The following is a 16254-nucleotide window of genomic DNA, read 5'->3' as shown; positions in this document are numbered from 1 at the left end:
TTACAATAAACATTTACCCACTCAATAATGGCTAACACTAAAAAACGCGTCGATATACTTCTCTTTGAAAGAGGCATGGTTGAAAGTCGTACAAAAGCGCAGGCCTTGATTATGGCGGGGCTGGTTTTTACGAAAGATCGTCGAATTCAAAAGGCAGGGGATATCGTATCTGAAACCATTGAACTTACTATTAAAAATCAAGAACATCCTTGGGTATCGCGTGGTGGTTTAAAACTGGATCATGGATTGAAATCTTTCAATTTATCCCCTAGGGGATTAAATTGCCTTGATATCGGGGCCTCCACAGGAGGGTTCACCGATGTTTTATTAACGAATGAAGCGAATAAGGTATATGCAGTCGATGTTGGGCATGGACAATTGGCATGGAAAATACGTCAGAATACACGCGTGATTGTGAAAGAAAAATGTAATGCCCGCTATCTTACATCGGAAATAATTCCGGATCCCGTTCAAGTTATCGTCTGTGATGCAAGCTTTATTAGTCTAAAAACAATTTTACCTGCCGCCTTATCCCTGTGTCAAACTGGCGGATGGGCAATGGCGTTGATCAAACCCCAATTTGAAGCTGGACGCGAACATATTGGATCAAAAGGAGTTGTCCGCGATCCTGAGATTCATACAAAAATTTGCCAGGACATTAATAATTGGTGGCAAAATCTGCCCAACTGGCAAGTATTGGGAATTGAGACTAGTCCCATTACCGGCCCTGAAGGCAATAAGGAATTTCTAATAGCCGCACGTAAAGAATCCCCGTAAATCATAAAACAACTTTTCCCTTATATTATTTAAAGTTAATTTTTTGAATCAAAGTGTTTATAAATGGTTATACATCAGCATTTATCCATTCCAACCTTACAAATTGATCAATATCTTTTACGATTGATCCAAAAAAAGGATATCAAAAGCATACATAATCATATTAATGATTGGAATATTGCAAAAATGCTGAGTGACGTGCCATTTCCTTACTCACAAGAATTATTGGAAAAATGGTTTGAAGCCACCCTTCAGCAAATCAAGGCAGGACAATCCTATCACTTTTCAATTATCGATACACAAACCAATCCGGACACAGTTGTAGGTTGTATAGGTTTAACCCTGAATATGACAGAACAGTCTGCCAAAATAGGATATTGGGTTGCTCAGAGATACTGGGGCAATAATATCGCTACCCGAGCCTTGAAACGCTTAACAAATTGGGCGTTAGCCAATCTAAATATCAATTACATTCATGCCACTGCCGCTGATGACAATATTGCCTCTATAGCGGTTTTGAAAAAATGTGATTTTCAACCCTATGGTCAGGGCAAGGAGAAATTTTTAGCTCGTGCTGTTGAACAACCCGTCTCATATTTCCTTTTACAACGGGAAGATATTTGTCCCAACAATCTCACACCCAATCAAAATATTTATACATCAAAAGAAAAAAAAATATTGTTAGTTGTAGCCGCCGCACTTATTGATATTGAAGGTAGGCTTTTACTCGCCCGTCGTCCGGAGGGAAAATCAATGGCAGGAATGTGGGAATTTCCAGGCGGAAAAGTTGAACCTGGGGAAACACCTGAAACAGCATTGATTCGAGAATTGAAAGAAGAAATAAATGTCGATATTTCTAAAAGCTGTCTCGCCCCATTCACATTCGCATCCCATGAGTATCAGGATTTTCATTTATTGATGCCATTATATGTATGTCATCGTTGGAAAAATGACCCCATACCAAGAGAAAAACAGCAACTTGCATGGGTTACCGTCAATGAGCTTGACCGTTATCTTGTCTTGGAGGCTGACAAACCATTTATTCCACTCTTGAAGGATTTACTCTTCTAATCTTACCTCGTCAGGAATATGAAAAATATTCTGCCTTTTTCCAGCAATATTATTGTCAAAAGTGAATAAGGCACCAGCTTTTGGATATTTTTCAAGATCTTTTTTTGGTATTTTGGCACGTGCCGATGTAACAAAAGCCGTTTTTAAATCATTACCACCAAAAGCTATTTTGGTTAAATTCGGACAAGGAAAATCTATTGATTTCAATTTTTGTCCATCAGAGGAATAGACATTTATTTTATGTCCTTGATAAAGACAAACCCACAGATTGTTCTCGAAATCAAGCGCCATGCCATCAGGATATCCTTCCATTTCTTTTAAAAAAAGTCGTTTGTTTGCAAGTTTTTGCCCATCTTTAATATCAAACGAAAAAATTTCATGTGCATTGGAATGACTGCAATATAGGATCTGTTTGTCTTCATCAATTACAGGCCCATTAAGTACCGCATATTCCCTATCCTGCCTTATTACATAAGGTTTAGCCTGATCCCATTTTAACAGGTAGAGGGATCCTGTTAATTTTTTTTCTTTTTCATCCATTGATCCAAACCAAAGTTGACCTTTGGCATCAATATATCCATCATTAATTCGATTATTTGGAAATTTTTCCTCTAAGGGATAAAATAACGTCACACTGCCATTAAATAGGCTAAACCAATATAAACCGTCTTCCATACCGCATAAATAAACAGATCGATTGGTTGGAAAAAAAAATGTAGGTTTCTTGTGAGTATTCCAGCTTTTCTTCTGATTGTCATTTAAGCGGTATTGATGAATTTTTTTGCCCTCAATATCAACAAAATAAACCGCTTTTTCAGAGGCATTCCACATAACCCCCTCCCCCAACTCTGATTGGGTTTCCCAAATGGCGGATGGACATGACGAATTAATTGTAATCATTATAAACCCCTTTTTGAAAGGCTTTTTAAATTAAACAAAAAGAAATTCAATATTTGCAATAATAATTATTTTAACATAAAACTGTTTATACTAAACATTTACTTTGGAATTTTCTTAAACAATTCTTAATTTTAAATATAATTCTCTGTAATTTTTCAATACTTAAATATTGTAACTGTTTTAACAATTGGACTTTTGTAAAATGACTCTAAATCCAACTGCTTCAATTATGGTTATCGGAAATGAAATTCTTTCAGGCCGTACCCAAGACGTGAATATAAATTATATTGCGAAAGGATTAACCTGTTCCGGAATTAAACTCATAGAAACCCGTATCATTCCTGATGATCAAAAAATAATCATCAAAACAGTTAATGAATTACGTGCTGCATATGATTATGTGTTTTCTACAGGGGGAATCGGTCCTACCCATGATGATATAACTTCCGAGGCTATAGCAGAGGCGTTTGGTGTACCCAATCCAATTCATCCAGAAATATCCCGATTATTGGAAGAACATATTGGCAAGGAAAAATATAATGACGCCCATAGAAAAATGGCTCGTTTCCCACTAGGGGCTACGCCCATTCCCAATTCTGTATCCGTAGCGCCGGGATATGTAATCAACAATGTATATGTTATGGCTGGCGTTCCCCAAATCATGCGTGCAATGTTTGATCAAATATTGCCCACCTTACACCATGGCAAGCCAATTGTTTCAAAAAGCTGGTACGCTTTTCATGCCTCTGAAGGCAAAATTGCACATGATCTAGCACATATACAGGATCAATTTCATAACCTTGATATTGGATCTTATCCATTTTATAAAAATGAAGATCAAAATGGAATAGCATTGGTTGTCAAAGGTCAGGACCAAGATGCCGTTCAGCGTGCCGCTCAACAAATCCATCAGTTGTTTATCCGAATGGGATACGACCCGCACGAGGGTGAGCCCATTTGAACCCCCTGGTTTTAACTAGTTTATTTCCTCACGCCCCATGGCAAGGAACTTATTTCTACGTTTAGCCTGAAGAACCTGTTCTGGAACTAAGGCGAGTTCGCCAAATGCAGCTTCAATCGCCTTTTGAACATTACTGATCGCAGTTTCTGGATCTCGTTGCGCTCCACCAACCGGTTCCTCGATAATTTGATCAATTAATTTGAATTTCAACAAATCCTGAGCCGTCAAACGTAATGCGCCTGCCGCCTGAGCCGCTTGTGATGCATCCCGCCATAATATGGAGGAACAAGCCTCAGGAGAAATAACTGAATAAATCGCATGTTCAAGCATCAGAATTTTGTCAGCCGTTGCCAGAGCAATTGCCCCTCCCGATCCACCTTCACCAATGATAACGGAGACAATGGGAGTTGTTGCCCTAAGGCATGTCTCAATTGATTTTGCAATGGCCTCAGCCTGACCATGTTGTTCCGCATCAATTCCAGGCCATGCTCCTGGCGTGTCAATCAACATGATAATCGGTAAATTAAATTGTCCTGCCAGTTTAATTAAACGTTGAGCTTTTCTATATCCTTCAGGCCTGGCCATCCCAAAATTATGCTTTAGTCTTGTATCAAGATCGGAACCTCGCTCTATCCCTATCACAACAACAGATTGCCCTTTGAATCTTCCCAATCCACCGATAATGGCATGATCTTCTGCATAAAGACGATCCCCTGCCAATGGCATGAAGTTTTCAATCATACCTTTGATATAATCCAAAGCATGCGGACGTTGCGCGTGTCTTGCCACCTGAACTTTTTGCCAGGGTGTTAGTTTGTTATATATAACTCGCAGCTGTTTTTCAGCCTTTTCCGTAAGCGTTTGCAATTCTTCGGCAATATTAATTTCTGTGGCGGTTTCAACACGTTGCAATTCATAAATTTTATTTTCGAGTTCTGCAACGGATTTTTCAAAGTCCAAAAATTGACGCATGATTATAAAAGATTACCAATTAAACGTTAATAACAGATCAGTGTAATGTATATTATCAATCAAATAAATTTTTAATTGTATAAATTGCAATATTTTTTTAATAAAATTATTTTTTCATACTCAGGGGATGAAAATCCTGCACTATTTTTTTTAGGTGTTCAGTCTGTAAATGGGTATAAATTTGTGTCGTCGAAATATCAGCATGCCCCAACATCATCTGCAATGAACGCAAATCTGCCCCATGTGCCAACATATGACTGGCAAATGAATGACGTAAAACATGGGGAGACAGCCTGCAAGGATCAAGATTGGCCTTTAATGCAACTTCGAACAATATTTTATCAAACCCCTGCCGCGTTAAATGATTTTGCGGGTTTCGTCCCGGAAACAGAAAGACACTCTTTAAACTCGCATCATTTTTTTTAAGCACCAATGCCGCTTTTACCGCTGCATCTGAAACAGGTATTAACCTTTCACGTCTGCCTTTTCCGTATATTCGCAAAATTTTTGTTGCTTGCTGAATCTGTTCCTTGCGCAGAGATAACAACTCAGATATGCGTAATCCCGAACTATACAGAATTTCCAAAGCTGCCTTGGCAACAAGTGACCGTCTGTAATCGTCAAGGAATTCACTTGCTGATAACAGGTTAAAAACTTCCTGTTCGCTCAGATATTTGGGTAATGATTGTGGCAAACAGGGGGATTGCATTAAATAAGTGGGATCATCGGAGCGAATATTCTCCTGAACCAAAAAACCATAAAACTGACGCAGACATGACAACCTTCTTATTGCTGTTCGCGCTGTTTTTCCCTCTTGACCCAAAAATTCAAAATATTGATGAATATCACGTTTAGAAACCCTATCCATTTCTAGATCTCTGGCTTGCAAATAATCCATAAAATCTTTTAAATCAGTTTGATACGCCTGATATGTATTTGCGGTAACCCCTCTCTCTGCCACCAGCATTTCCAAAAAGAAATCAATCAGATCCCTGTTCATGATTTATTCAAAATCTATTGATTGGGCATTGTATTCAACGCATTTCCAGGAACTTTTCCAGGCTGGGGAATTGTTGGAGTGTTTATCGGAGCAGGCGCTGAAGCATTATGAGCGTTTGCATTGTTGTAGGGAACGATAATGGGGGGAGCGCCAGGGACAACAGGTACAGATGGCAAAGTTGTATGTTGCTGGGCTTTGGGAATAGAAATAACCTTGTGAACTTCTCTGATCGGCATTTCGGGTGTTTGCAAGCAAAAAAACACTACCCCTGCCACAAGCAATATAACTATTAATCCAAAGAGAATAACAAATAATCGACGCATTATGGCTTCCTGATGTAAAATTACTCGTTGATGTTTTAATAATAACAGCTTGATTTCATACCATACTACAATTAATTTTTAATAGTCTGGATTTTATAAATTCTCTCTAAAATTAAATAAAATCTCAATTTATCAATTTTTATTCCTGTATTTGATCGACCACATGACTGATATACCTAGCAAATTATTAAATCGACCAGTTGTTTTAATCGGTCTGATGGGGGCTGGAAAAACAACGATTGGTAAAAAAATTGCAGACTTGCTTTCCATACCCTTTATCGATTCGGATAAAGAAATAGAAACTACGGCTGGATGCAGTATCGCCGATATTTTCGAACAATATGGAGAAGAGGAATTCCGTCGTGTGGAAAACCAGGTTATCCAACGTTTATTGGATCAAGCCCCCTTGATTCTCGCAACAGGTGGTGGAGCCTACATGCATCCGGAGACAAGAAAAACCTTAAAGGAAAAAGCAACCACCCTTTGGCTACATTGTGATCTGGAAACACTTTTCAAGCGCGTTTCCAAAAATACCAACCGCCCCTTATTGAATGTCGATAATAAAAAAGAGATACTCTCCTCCCTTATGAAAAAACGTTACCCTGTCTATGCCGAGGCAGATATTGTCGTTGAATGTAAGGATAAAGACATTGATACAACAATTAATCTTGTTATCTCAGCTCTAGAAAATTCAAGTAAAATGCATATTTTACCCATAACCCTGTCAAAAAATCATTACGACGTAATCATTGGTTCTGATATATTACAGCAATGTGGAACACTGATTTTACCTTTATTAAAGCAAAAGAAAGTTTTTATTCTGGCGGATCAGACAGTTGCCGACCTTCATCTGGACAAACTTATCCATAGTCTTGATTTAGTACACGTAAATTATGAAGTTATCCTGCTTCCTCCTGGGGAAAAAACAAAATCCTTTCAATATTATGAAAAAGTCACGCAAACATTGTTAGAAAAAGGGGTTGAGCGAAATTCAACGATTTTGGCATTCGGTGGTGGCGTTACAGGAGATTTGGCAGGATTTTCAGCTGCCACCGTGTTACGTGGAGTGCCATTCATTCAAATCCCCACCACCCTGCTTTCTCAAGTCGATTCTTCCGTAGGCGGAAAAACCGGTATCAATACATCGGTGGGTAAAAATCTGCTTGGGGCCTTTTACCAACCAGAAGCCGTTCTCGCAGATACAAAGATTTTGGACACACTCCCCCAAAGAGAATTACAGGCCGGTTATGCAGAAATTGTTAAAGCTGGTTTGATCAATGATCCAGAATTATTCAAATGGTGTGAAAAAAATGGTAAAAAAGTCATAAGTAAAGAACATGCTTGTCTGGCCAAGGCCATCGAAATGGCTTGTCAATTTAAAGCAAGGATTATTCAAAATGATGAATATGAACAGCAATCGACAGGCAGAAACCTCCTGAATCTCGGTCACAGCTTGGGACATACCCTGGAAGCGGAACTGGGTTATGATGGTCGTTTACTGCACGGAGAAGCCGTTGCACTGGGTTGCTGCCTGATATTCAAATTATGCACCCAAATGGGAATATGTCCGGAGAAAGACACACAACGTGTCATTCATCATTTCGAATCTGTAAACCTACCAGTTACAATAAAAAGGCTTCCTCAACCCATACGGGTCTCAAATCTTCTTAATCATTTGAAACATGATAAAAAAAGCCAAAACAATAAAATAACGTTTATACTTGTCAATGGGATAGGAAAAGCTTTCACATCACAAGATGTTAGTGAAAAACAGCTGTACAGTCTCCTAATCGAGGACGGTTGTATACAGGACTAAAATTGTTGCATATAAAACACATGAATTAATTCTAATCAATAAAGTATATATGAAAGATTGTCATTCAATAAAATCTTTTATAAATTGCCGAATATCTGAAAATCTTTATAGAAATTAGAAGGTAAAGCCTTTTTCTGTGTTTTTTTAGTTACATTACATTAATAACTATAATCACCGCATTAAAATCCTTCTAATTTTTCAAAGATATAGATTATAGTAAATTATAGAGTATAAATTTAAAGAGCTTCCGCCTTAATTGGCGGTCTATCGCTCGAAACTTATAAAAGAAGGATGTGTCAAGATGCGTCTTCGCACTGCATTGCTTGCAACGACTTTCGCGGTTGCTACTCCCGCCGCAGCGATGGCTAGCACAATTACTGGCCCTTATGTTAGCTTAGGTGGCGGTTATAACCTTGTTCAAACACAACATGCCCATTTCAAAAATGGTACCAATGCCGGTGGTAGGCTTGATAACGGCAAGGGAACCTCATCAAAACTGCGCCATAATACCGGTTTCACAACCATGGGTTCTTTTGGTTGGGGATTTGGTAACGGTCTCCGCGTGGAAGTTGAAGGTGTCTATAACTACTCCAACATCAGCGGACGTCATGGAACCCCTGTTTCCGCATACAAAACCAAAGGACATGACCAAGGTTATGGCGGATTGATCAATGTTCTTTATGATATTGACTTGCGTCAATTCGGCATTGACGTCCCTGTCACCCCATTCGTGGGTATTGGTGCCGGTTATCTCTGGCAAAATATGGCCCCATTAGATACAAAATACTATAATGGCAGTAAAAACCGTATCGGTGGAACAGGTGGAAGCTTTGCCTATCAAGGTATCGTCGGTGCTGCCTATGATATCCCAGGTGTTCCAGGATTGGCAGTTACAACTGAGTACCGTATGATGGGTCAATTGGATGATCATCGTTCATACAATTCAAGTGCCTGGGTTGGCGGAAACCATTATAACAGCCACAGAGGCGTTAAAATGGATCACCGCTTCAATCATCAGTTTATTCTGGGTCTGCGCTATGCATTTGACACCGCACCACCAGCACCTCCTCCAGCTCCACCAACTGTAGTTGCTCCACCACAACCATCTGTAGCTCGCACCTACCTAGTATTCTTCGATTTCGACAAATCAGCATTGACACCTCGTGCACGTGAAATCGTAAGAGAAGCTGCTCAGGCTTCAACACGTGTTCAAACAACACGTATCGAAGTTAACGGATATACAGATAACTCTTCTGCACATCCAGGTCCTCGTGGTCAACGCTATAACATGGGTCTTTCAATTAGACGTGCCAAAAGCGTGAAAGCTGAATTAATCCGTGACGGTGTTCCAGCAACAGCAATTGATATTCATGGTTATGGTGAATCTCATCCATTGGTTCCAACAGGACCAAATACACGTGAACCACAAAACCGTCGCGTGGAAATTATTCTTAAATAATTTTCAAGAAATTATCTGAATAATGTAAAAGAGATACTTAGAATTAAGTATCTCTTTTTATTTTGAAAAACAATCAGGCCAATTTATTTTTAAAGGTTCTTTTTGATATCAATCGGTCATAAACAACAATTTTTTCAATTTATCAAATTTGGTATTGTTGGATCATCCGGTCTGGGAATTGATATTCTAGCTGTATACTTGTTACGGCCCTTAACTGGATTAACCATGGCAACCCTTGCCGCTTATTTTATAGCCGCAAGTTCTAACTGGTTCATAAACAGACTCTGGACATTTGGAAATATTAATCATCGTCATTCTATCTTTGCACAATGGATACGATTTATTATGACCAACATTCTTGGTTTTTGTTGCAATAGAGGAGTTGTTTTCTGTTTATTTTTCCTAAATTCGTTTTTTAGGTACTATGCTTTTATACCTTTAATTATTGGTGCAATGACTGGAATGCTAGCGAATTTCCATTTATCGCGCAAATTGGTTTATAATGATTCCATATCAAAAAGGTAAATTATTTTTTTCCAACGTTCCAAAAGGCAGTTTCCAATTGAACAACCTCCTTAAACTTACGTAGAATCATTGGATAACGTTGTTCCGCTCCATACTGAAAAGCAATTTGATCCAGAAACATAATACTTTTCTTTACAAGACTGTAATAGCTATCACTTCCGTACGTTTCCAACCAAGATAAATACGGATGGTCCCTTTTATCAAATTCTTGATCATTTAATAAATTCAAACCGATTTCACCGTACCCTATCAAACATGGTAGTATTAGAATTACGATATCTAACAAATCACCCTGCATACTTTTTGTAAGCAAATATTGACTGTATGCAATAAGCTCGATTGATTTCCTTTCATTTTCAATAAAGTCAATTTCTATTCCCCATTGCTTGCAATATGATAAATGCAATGGAAGCTCTATTTCGATGAGCCCTTTCAATAATGATAAAAAATATTGCATTTCCCATAATGAATTACTTTTATAAATCGCTAGGGCCTCAACACGGCTGTAATCAAGAAGATATAAATAGTCCTGAACTAGATATTTTCTAAATTCTTCTACAGGCAAGCTTCCCTTACCCAACGCCTTGACAAAGGGATGATGGATAAATTGTTGCCATTCCTTCTGGCAATCCTGTCGTAACCGGCCAAATAATCCTTCAGAAAATAAAGAATACGTATTTTTATCATTATCAAACATTAAATCTTGACTTTCATGACAAAAGCTTAAATAGCTGTACTGTAAAAAACATTTTGAATAATAATATATACGGTTAGATTAATTTCCATATTACTCTTATCCAGTTCGTTTAAGATATTATTTTAACATATCAGGATTGTTCATTCCACCATGTCCACAACAATGCCAAGCACAAATGAAATACGGTCGCACTTTTTGAATTATTTTTCTAAAAATGATCATCAAATTGTACCATCCTCATCTTTGGTTCCCCAGAATGACCCTACTCTGCTTTTTACAAATGCAGGAATGGTACAGTTCAAAAATGTTTTTACCGGACAGGAACAACGTCCCTATTCACGTGCCACAACTGCACAAAAGGTTGTTCGGGCTGGTGGCAAGCACAATGATCTTGATAATGTTGGATATACCGCTCGTCATCATACTTTTTTTGAAATGCTCGGAAATTTCTCTTTCGGAGATTATTTTAAGGAAAAAGCAATCTATCTGGCATGGAACCTAATCACTGGCGAATTTGGATTACCCAGGGAAAAACTTCTTGTCACTGTTTATTCGGATGATAATGAAGCAGCTGATTTATGGAAAAAAATAGCTGGCTTTTCCGATGACCGAATTATCCGTATTAACAGTTCAGATAACTTCTGGCGTATGGGAGATACAGGCCCATGTGGACCATGTTCAGAAATTTTCTATGATCATGGCGAAGATGTATTTGGAGGCCCCCCGGGATCCAAGGACGAGGATGGAGATCGTTTCGTAGAAATATGGAATTTGGTTTTCATGCAATATTTTGAAAATCCACCAGGTACACGAAATCCCCTACCCCGTCCGTCAATTGATACAGGAATGGGATTGGAAAGATTCGCCGCAATAATGCAAGGGAAAAGAGACAATTTTGATATTGATACTTTTCAGGTCTTGATCAGGGCATCTGCTGAAGTTACTGATACAGATCCATTTGGTCCCCATAAAGTCAGTCATCGTGTCGTTGCAGATCATCTTCGCTCTTCGGCTTTCCTTATTGCTGATGGTGTCTTACCGTCCAAAGACGGACGTGGTTATGTATTACGTCGTATTATGCGCAGAGCCATGCGTCATTTACACATGATCGGCACTCAACAACCGGTATTTTACAAGCTTTTACCTGCATTAATCGAGGAAATGGGAAGCGCCTATCCTGAACTGATACATTATGAAACTTTGATTTCTGAAACCTTATACAATGAAGAACAACGTTTCAAATCAATGCTGGATCGGGGTCTTTCCCTTTTGAATGAGGAAAGCGGCAAGTTACCGTCACATGGTAAATTGCCTGGTGATATTGCTTTCAAACTGTATGATACTTATGGTTTCCCTCTGGATTTAACGGCTGACGCGCTTCGTGAAAAAGGATTGACCGTTGATCACGAAGGCTTTGATAAAGCCATGGCCGAACAACGTAACCGAGCCAGAGCCGCATGGGTTGGTTCCGGTGATAATGCAACTGAAACAATATGGTTTGAACTCAAGGATAAATTTGGATCATCTGAATTTCTTGGATACAAGAATAATAGGGCTGATGCTGAAATTCAGGCAATTATCATTGATGGTCAATTGGTAAACCAAGCAGAAGAAGGTAAAGAAATCAGTATCTTGTTAAACCAGACCCCCTTTTATGGTGAAAGTGGTGGTCAGGCTGGGGATCAGGGAATCATTTTCAATAAAAACAGTATTATCGAGATTAAAGATACGCAGAAAAAACTTGGCGAACTGATCCTTCATCATGGAATTGTAAAAAAAGGCCAGATTAAGATCAATGATACGGTCACGGCTGAAATTGATACTGCTTACAGACAGACAATTCAGGCACATCATTCTGCCACCCATCTGTTACATCGTGCATTGAGAGAACAATTCGGGACACATGTCACCCAAAAAGGAAGTCTGAATACAGCAGAACGCTTAAGATTTGATTTCAGTCTCTCCAAACCGATTACACGCAATGAACTGGATATTGTCGAAGCAAAGGTTAATGCACAAATCCGGAAAAATTTACCGGTCAGAACGCAAATCATGACGCCGGAACAAGCTAATAGACTTGGTGCAATGGCATTGTTCGATGAAAAATATGGTGAGGAAGTCCGTGTGGTTTCAATGGGAAATGGAGATGATATTGCCAATCCACAAACGGCATGGTCCATTGAACTTTGCGGTGGAACCCATGTCAATCGCACCGGAGATATAGGTTTATTTCATATAATTTCTGAAAGCGGGGTGGCTGCCGGAATAAGACGCATTGAAGCCGTTGCCGGTTTGGCCGCGGAAAATTATTTCAAACAGAATTTAAATATATTAAATGAAATAGCCTCTCTTCTTAATACTGCCTCTGTACAACTTACCGATAGAGTGCAGTTGTTATTAAACGAAAGAAAAGAGCTAAAACAGCAAATATCCAAATTGCAGCACCAATTGACAATCGGCAAAGACATGCAAAATGACATTGAGACAATCAATGGCATTGAACTTATTTTCCGTGATGTTGGTGAAATCCCGCCCAAGGAATTAAAACCTTTGGCTGAAAGTCTTGTTAAACAGCTTCAAAATGGAATAGCTGTCGTATTGTCATCCTTTGGTCAAAAAGCATCCATCGTTGTTGCCGTAACTGCTGAATTAAGCAAAACTGTAAATGCAATTGATTTGGTTAGAATGGCGAGTTCGATTGCGGGCGGTAAAGGTGGTGGTGGAAGACCAGATATGGCGCAGGCTGGAGGGCCTGACATTGATAAGGCAAATGATATTTTTGAAAAAATAAAAAGCCATATCAATTCTTTATGATACTGAATTCAAGGCAGGCTCATCATGGTCTGCTTTTTCATTATAATTATTGGTTATTTATCCTGCATGATCATACTTTCGCCGTAAAATTGTACATAATATCATACAGTTAGCTGTTCAATTCATTCCGAAATGAAAGATCACAATATGTCGGAAAACAACCCTCAACTAACCCTCCTTGATATTTTAAAAGGTGTAAAGAAATTTCGAACGGATATTTATCCGGAACGTAAAGAATTATATTGTCAACTTGCCAATGGACAATCCCCTAAAACACTTTTCATAACTTGTGCGGACAGTCGAATAAGTCCTGAATCCCTGACCCAGCAACCTCCCGGAAATTTATTTGTATTGCGTAATATTGGCAATATTGTACCTGCTTATGGTAACAGCTTCGGAGGAGTAACATCCGCAGTTGAATATGCAGTTTCCGCCCTAAAGGTTTCTACAATTATTATTTGTGGACATTCTGATTGTGGCGCGATGAGTGCCCTTATACATCCTGAAAAATTGAATTCAATGCCAGCCGTAAGAAAATGGTTACAATATGCCGAAACAGCCCATGCCATTACGGACGCACTTTCTGCCACTGATGTCGGCCCCGAAAGCATCCAAAGTTTAACGGAACACAATGTCCTGCTTCAACTCGCACATTTAAGAACTCATCCTTCAGTTGCTGGTGCCTTGGCAAAAAAAGAAATTATTCTTCAAGGATGGTATTATGATATCCCAAAAGGTAAGATTTATGTGTTAGATGAAGAAACAAGAAATGATATGACCGTCGATGAAGCTATTTCCATGCTGCAGAATCGTATCAACCAAAATACCAAAGCTTAAGAAAACTATTGCTGTATTGAGCTGCTGGTTTGCTTTTTTTGCATCTTTTACGCTGCATGCCAGAACAATCAAGATAACCACCTGGAACACAGAGTGGTTATTATCAAAATCAGATCTTGATAAATATGAAATACCAAATGATATTCAAGCAAGACACTCCAAGAATTTCACAAGATTGTCTTTATATGCAAGAAAATTGAACAGCGATATAATTGCCTTACAGGAAGTGGGATCAGTCGATACCGCAAGACGAATCCTTCCTGAAGACCAATATGATTTTTATATAACTCAGGATAATATCGCCCAACATCCTGTCCTGGCCATTCGAAAAAAACTTTCTTACAATATTATAAAAAACCCTGATCTTACCGCTTTGAGTAAGAATGACAAAACCCATATTTTACGAAGTGGTCTTGATCTTACCCTATACGATCATCGCATAAATATTCGAATTCTGGTTGTACATTTAAAGGCTCATTGCCCTGAAAGATCTCTTTATTCCCAACAAAAAGCATGTAATATCTTGAATCAACAAAAAATAATTATCCAAAAATGGATTGCAGACAGAATAAAAGACAAACAGGCTTTCATTATTTTAGGAGATTTTAACCGTATAGTGTCATTTAATGATGAATTTTTTCAATCCTTGTCAACAGAATCTAGTTTATCAATCCCAACATCTCAACTTGCTTCACCATGCTGGGGAGGCAATTATTTTCTCGATGGATTTATTTTGGATCCAATCTTAAGTGAATCCACTATTCCTAATACGTTAAAAGTATTGGTATACAAAGAAAAACAATATATGATGCATGCTGATCTGTCAGATCATTGTCCTGTCTCTTTAAATTTGTCTTTATAACAAAAAATGATTTGTTCTTTTTTCACCTAAGATTTTTTAAATTTCCTCAATAATAAAAGCCATTTATCACCTAATTTTTAAAAGGATCAATCTCGCAAGAAAGGTTAACCCTTTTATGATTTAGACAATGAAATCAGTTAATATTAGAAACTATCGTCTCCCCAGCCTCCATCATCACCACCCCAGTCACCACCATCATCAGAGCCCCAATCAGCAGAATCTCCAGAATTACCCCAATCTGTGTCATTTCCGCTGTTACTGAAACCATCATCAGCATAATTATCAAATCCGGCACCAGAATTGTTACCAGCATCAAAATTCGGATCAACTGCGGTACCCTCACCCGTAAAGGGATCACTGCCAGCTGCTGTTCCTGCAAACGGATCATTCGGATCTGCAGCAGACATTGGTGCAGCACCATTAACTGCATGATGACCACCAAACAATCCACTCAATGCATTATAAGCCATCATACCCCCGGCAACACCAGCTGCCGTCGACAATGCACTGCCTAAAAATCCATTTCCACCCCGATTAAACATTCCTCGTTGATAACCTGGGGGATAATTCACAGCCGGAGGTTGTTGCTGTCCATAAGGTGTATTCATAGACTGATTTGTTTGTGGTTGTGGCCGATTAGGATTTCCTCCCCACCCTGGCGGCATTTGTTGGGATTGAGGCGACATTTGAGTTTGCGACCGATTTCCGCCACCAAAAAGCCCTCCCAGAAATCCTCCTGAACGAGGTTGGCTTGATTGGGCCTGAGCCTGTTTCAGCTGTTGAATCTGTTGTTGCATCTGCTGTAATTGCCATTCCAGCTGACGAATACGATTCTGAGATTCAACCAAGGCGGCTTCCTGAACAATGGCCATTTGTGTCATACGATAACCCGCTTCAGGATATTTCTGCAAATTACTGTTAATCAGTTGATTGGCTTCAGAATCAATAGGGGGTAACGGACTGGCTGTTCCAACCGTATTTGGAGAAGCTGTTTTTTTCCCACTGACACGTTCAAAAAATTGATTGATCAATTGCTGTTCGTCATTATTCATCTTTGATTAACCTTTAAAATTATCTTTGGATTTCTCTTTGTATTTTAATTATAAGACAAATTTTTGAAGATGATTCACTTTTCTTGTCATATCATCAAGATCGTATTATTTATTTAATCTTATTCGTAACCATCGATAGACTAAAAAATAATTAACACTTATTATTCGTTATTTTTGCATTCTTTTGG

15 protein-coding genes are annotated in these 16254 nt (G+C 38.7%); 9 read left to right on the top strand and 6 right to left on the bottom strand.

Features of this window, described 5'->3' with window-relative positions:
- The first annotated feature begins 27 nt into the window (after positions 1-27).
- Positions 28-777 carry a TlyA family RNA methyltransferase gene (locus tag H3T57_RS01550; RefSeq protein ID WP_155580686.1) on the top strand — a complete coding sequence of 250 codons (750 nt, stop codon included), beginning with the start codon at positions 28-30 and terminating at the stop codon, positions 775-777.
- Positions 778-840: 63 nt separating this feature from the next.
- Complete coding sequence (locus H3T57_RS01545) at positions 841-1848, top strand: bifunctional GNAT family N-acetyltransferase/(deoxy)nucleoside triphosphate pyrophosphohydrolase (RefSeq protein WP_198192786.1); 1008 nt, start codon at positions 841-843, stop codon at positions 1846-1848.
- On the opposite strand, the gene H3T57_RS01540 is transcribed toward H3T57_RS01545, so the two are convergent.
- Positions 1837-2748 carry an SMP-30/gluconolactonase/LRE family protein gene (locus tag H3T57_RS01540; RefSeq protein WP_198192784.1) on the bottom strand — a complete coding sequence of 304 codons (912 nt, stop codon included), beginning with the start codon at positions 2746-2748 and terminating at the stop codon, positions 1837-1839. The two genes, H3T57_RS01545 and H3T57_RS01540, sit on opposite strands and share 12 nt — an antisense overlap.
- 202 nt (positions 2749-2950) lie before the next feature.
- On the opposite strand from H3T57_RS01540, the gene H3T57_RS01535 reads away from it, so the two are divergent.
- Entirely contained in the window at positions 2951-3709 is a 759-nt protein-coding gene (locus H3T57_RS01535) for a molybdopterin-binding protein (protein ID WP_122123832.1), read from the top strand.
- Between the two features lie 15 nt (positions 3710-3724).
- Here the strand turns inward: H3T57_RS01535 and H3T57_RS01530 are convergent, their stop codons facing one another.
- From H3T57_RS01530 to H3T57_RS01520, 3 genes are all read right to left on the bottom strand, one after another.
- The gene (locus tag H3T57_RS01530; protein WP_198192781.1) at positions 3725-4681 is read right to left on the bottom strand and encodes an acetyl-CoA carboxylase carboxyltransferase subunit alpha; all 957 of its coding nucleotides are present in this window, start codon (positions 4679-4681) and stop codon (positions 3725-3727) included.
- Between the two features lie 106 nt (positions 4682-4787).
- On the bottom strand, positions 4788-5681 hold the full coding sequence (locus tag H3T57_RS01525; protein ID WP_198192780.1) for a tyrosine recombinase: 894 nt from the start codon (positions 5679-5681) through the stop codon (positions 4788-4790).
- Positions 5682-5695: 14 nt separating this feature from the next.
- Positions 5696-6004 (bottom strand): hypothetical protein, encoded by a 309-nt coding sequence (locus H3T57_RS01520; RefSeq protein ID WP_155567127.1) that lies wholly within the window; start codon positions 6002-6004, stop codon positions 5696-5698.
- A 163-nt stretch (positions 6005-6167) separates the two neighbouring features.
- Here H3T57_RS01520 and aroB point away from each other — a divergent pair, with 163 nt between their 5' ends.
- The 3 genes from aroB (at position 6168) to H3T57_RS01505 (ending at position 9804) form a co-directional block, all read left to right on the top strand.
- Positions 6168-7820, top strand: a complete 1653-nt coding sequence (gene aroB / locus H3T57_RS01515) for a 3-dehydroquinate synthase (protein WP_198192775.1) — start codon at positions 6168-6170, stop codon at positions 7818-7820.
- A 301-nt stretch (positions 7821-8121) separates the two neighbouring features.
- Entirely contained in the window at positions 8122-9279 is a 1158-nt protein-coding gene (locus H3T57_RS01510; RefSeq protein WP_198192773.1) for an OmpA family protein, read from the top strand.
- A gap of 102 nt (positions 9280-9381) precedes the next feature.
- Positions 9382-9804: a GtrA family protein gene (locus H3T57_RS01505; RefSeq protein ID WP_198192771.1), complete on the top strand. Its 423-nt coding sequence runs from the start codon at positions 9382-9384 to the stop codon at positions 9802-9804.
- 1 nt (position 9805) lies between these two features.
- Here the strand turns inward: H3T57_RS01505 and tenA are convergent, their stop codons facing one another.
- Positions 9806-10501, bottom strand: coding sequence for a thiaminase II (gene tenA, locus H3T57_RS01500; RefSeq protein ID WP_198192769.1), 696 nt, complete (start codon positions 10499-10501; stop codon positions 9806-9808).
- 162 nt (positions 10502-10663) lie between these two features.
- Between tenA and alaS the strand changes: the two genes are divergently transcribed.
- The 3 genes from alaS to H3T57_RS01485 all read left to right on the top strand — a co-directional run bounded on the left by alaS (position 10664) and on the right by H3T57_RS01485 (position 15014).
- Positions 10664-13315, top strand: coding sequence for an alanine--tRNA ligase (alaS, locus tag H3T57_RS01495; RefSeq protein ID WP_198193460.1), 2652 nt, complete (start codon positions 10664-10666; stop codon positions 13313-13315).
- 147 nt (positions 13316-13462) lie between these two features.
- Positions 13463-14152, top strand: coding sequence for a carbonic anhydrase (locus H3T57_RS01490; RefSeq protein WP_122123839.1), 690 nt, complete (start codon positions 13463-13465; stop codon positions 14150-14152).
- A complete protein-coding gene (locus H3T57_RS01485; protein ID WP_198192768.1) occupies positions 14100-15014 on the top strand; it encodes an endonuclease/exonuclease/phosphatase family protein in 915 nt (304 codons plus the stop codon). The genes H3T57_RS01490 and H3T57_RS01485 overlap by 53 nt, the downstream gene beginning before the upstream one ends.
- Before the next feature lie 143 nt (positions 15015-15157).
- On the opposite strand, the gene H3T57_RS01480 is transcribed toward H3T57_RS01485, so the two are convergent.
- Positions 15158-16066, bottom strand: coding sequence for a DUF2076 domain-containing protein (locus tag H3T57_RS01480; protein ID WP_155568321.1), 909 nt, complete (start codon positions 16064-16066; stop codon positions 15158-15160).
- Positions 16067-16254 lie beyond the last annotated feature (188 nt).

The sequence above is a fragment of the Commensalibacter sp. W6292M3 genome, from assembly GCF_016101315.1.
Lineage (GTDB): Bacteria > Pseudomonadota > Alphaproteobacteria > Acetobacterales > Acetobacteraceae > Commensalibacter > Commensalibacter melissae.
This window is presented reverse-complemented; position numbering and strand designations above follow the sequence as displayed.

Bases quoted from the DNA above. Each gene is read 5' to 3' on its own strand.
- H3T57_RS01550 (WP_155580686.1), top strand. From the start codon at position 28: ATGGCTAACACTAAAAAACGCGTCGATATACTTCTCTTTGAAAGAGGC.
- H3T57_RS01545 (WP_198192786.1), top strand. From the start codon at position 841: ATGGTTATACATCAGCATTTATCCATTCCAACCTTACAAATTGATCAA.
- H3T57_RS01540 (WP_198192784.1), bottom strand. From the start codon at position 2,748: ATGATTACAATTAATTCGTCATGTCCATCCGCCATTTGGGAAACCCAA.
- H3T57_RS01535 (WP_122123832.1), top strand. From the start codon at position 2,951: ATGACTCTAAATCCAACTGCTTCAATTATGGTTATCGGAAATGAAATT.
- H3T57_RS01530 (WP_198192781.1), bottom strand. From the start codon at position 4,681: ATGCGTCAATTTTTGGACTTTGAAAAATCCGTTGCAGAACTCGAAAAT.
- H3T57_RS01525 (WP_198192780.1), bottom strand. From the start codon at position 5,681: ATGAACAGGGATCTGATTGATTTCTTTTTGGAAATGCTGGTGGCAGAG.
- H3T57_RS01520 (WP_155567127.1), bottom strand. From the start codon at position 6,004: ATGCGTCGATTATTTGTTATTCTCTTTGGATTAATAGTTATATTGCTT.
- aroB (WP_198192775.1), top strand. From the start codon at position 6,168: ATGACTGATATACCTAGCAAATTATTAAATCGACCAGTTGTTTTAATC.
- H3T57_RS01510 (WP_198192773.1), top strand. From the start codon at position 8,122: ATGCGTCTTCGCACTGCATTGCTTGCAACGACTTTCGCGGTTGCTACT.
- tenA (WP_198192769.1), bottom strand. From the start codon at position 10,501: ATGTTTGATAATGATAAAAATACGTATTCTTTATTTTCTGAAGGATTA.
- alaS (WP_198193460.1), top strand. From the start codon at position 10,664: ATGCCAAGCACAAATGAAATACGGTCGCACTTTTTGAATTATTTTTCT.
- H3T57_RS01490 (WP_122123839.1), top strand. From the start codon at position 13,463: ATGTCGGAAAACAACCCTCAACTAACCCTCCTTGATATTTTAAAAGGT.
- H3T57_RS01485 (WP_198192768.1), top strand. From the start codon at position 14,100: ATGAAGCTATTTCCATGCTGCAGAATCGTATCAACCAAAATACCAAAG.
- H3T57_RS01480 (WP_155568321.1), bottom strand. From the start codon at position 16,066: ATGAATAATGACGAACAGCAATTGATCAATCAATTTTTTGAACGTGTC.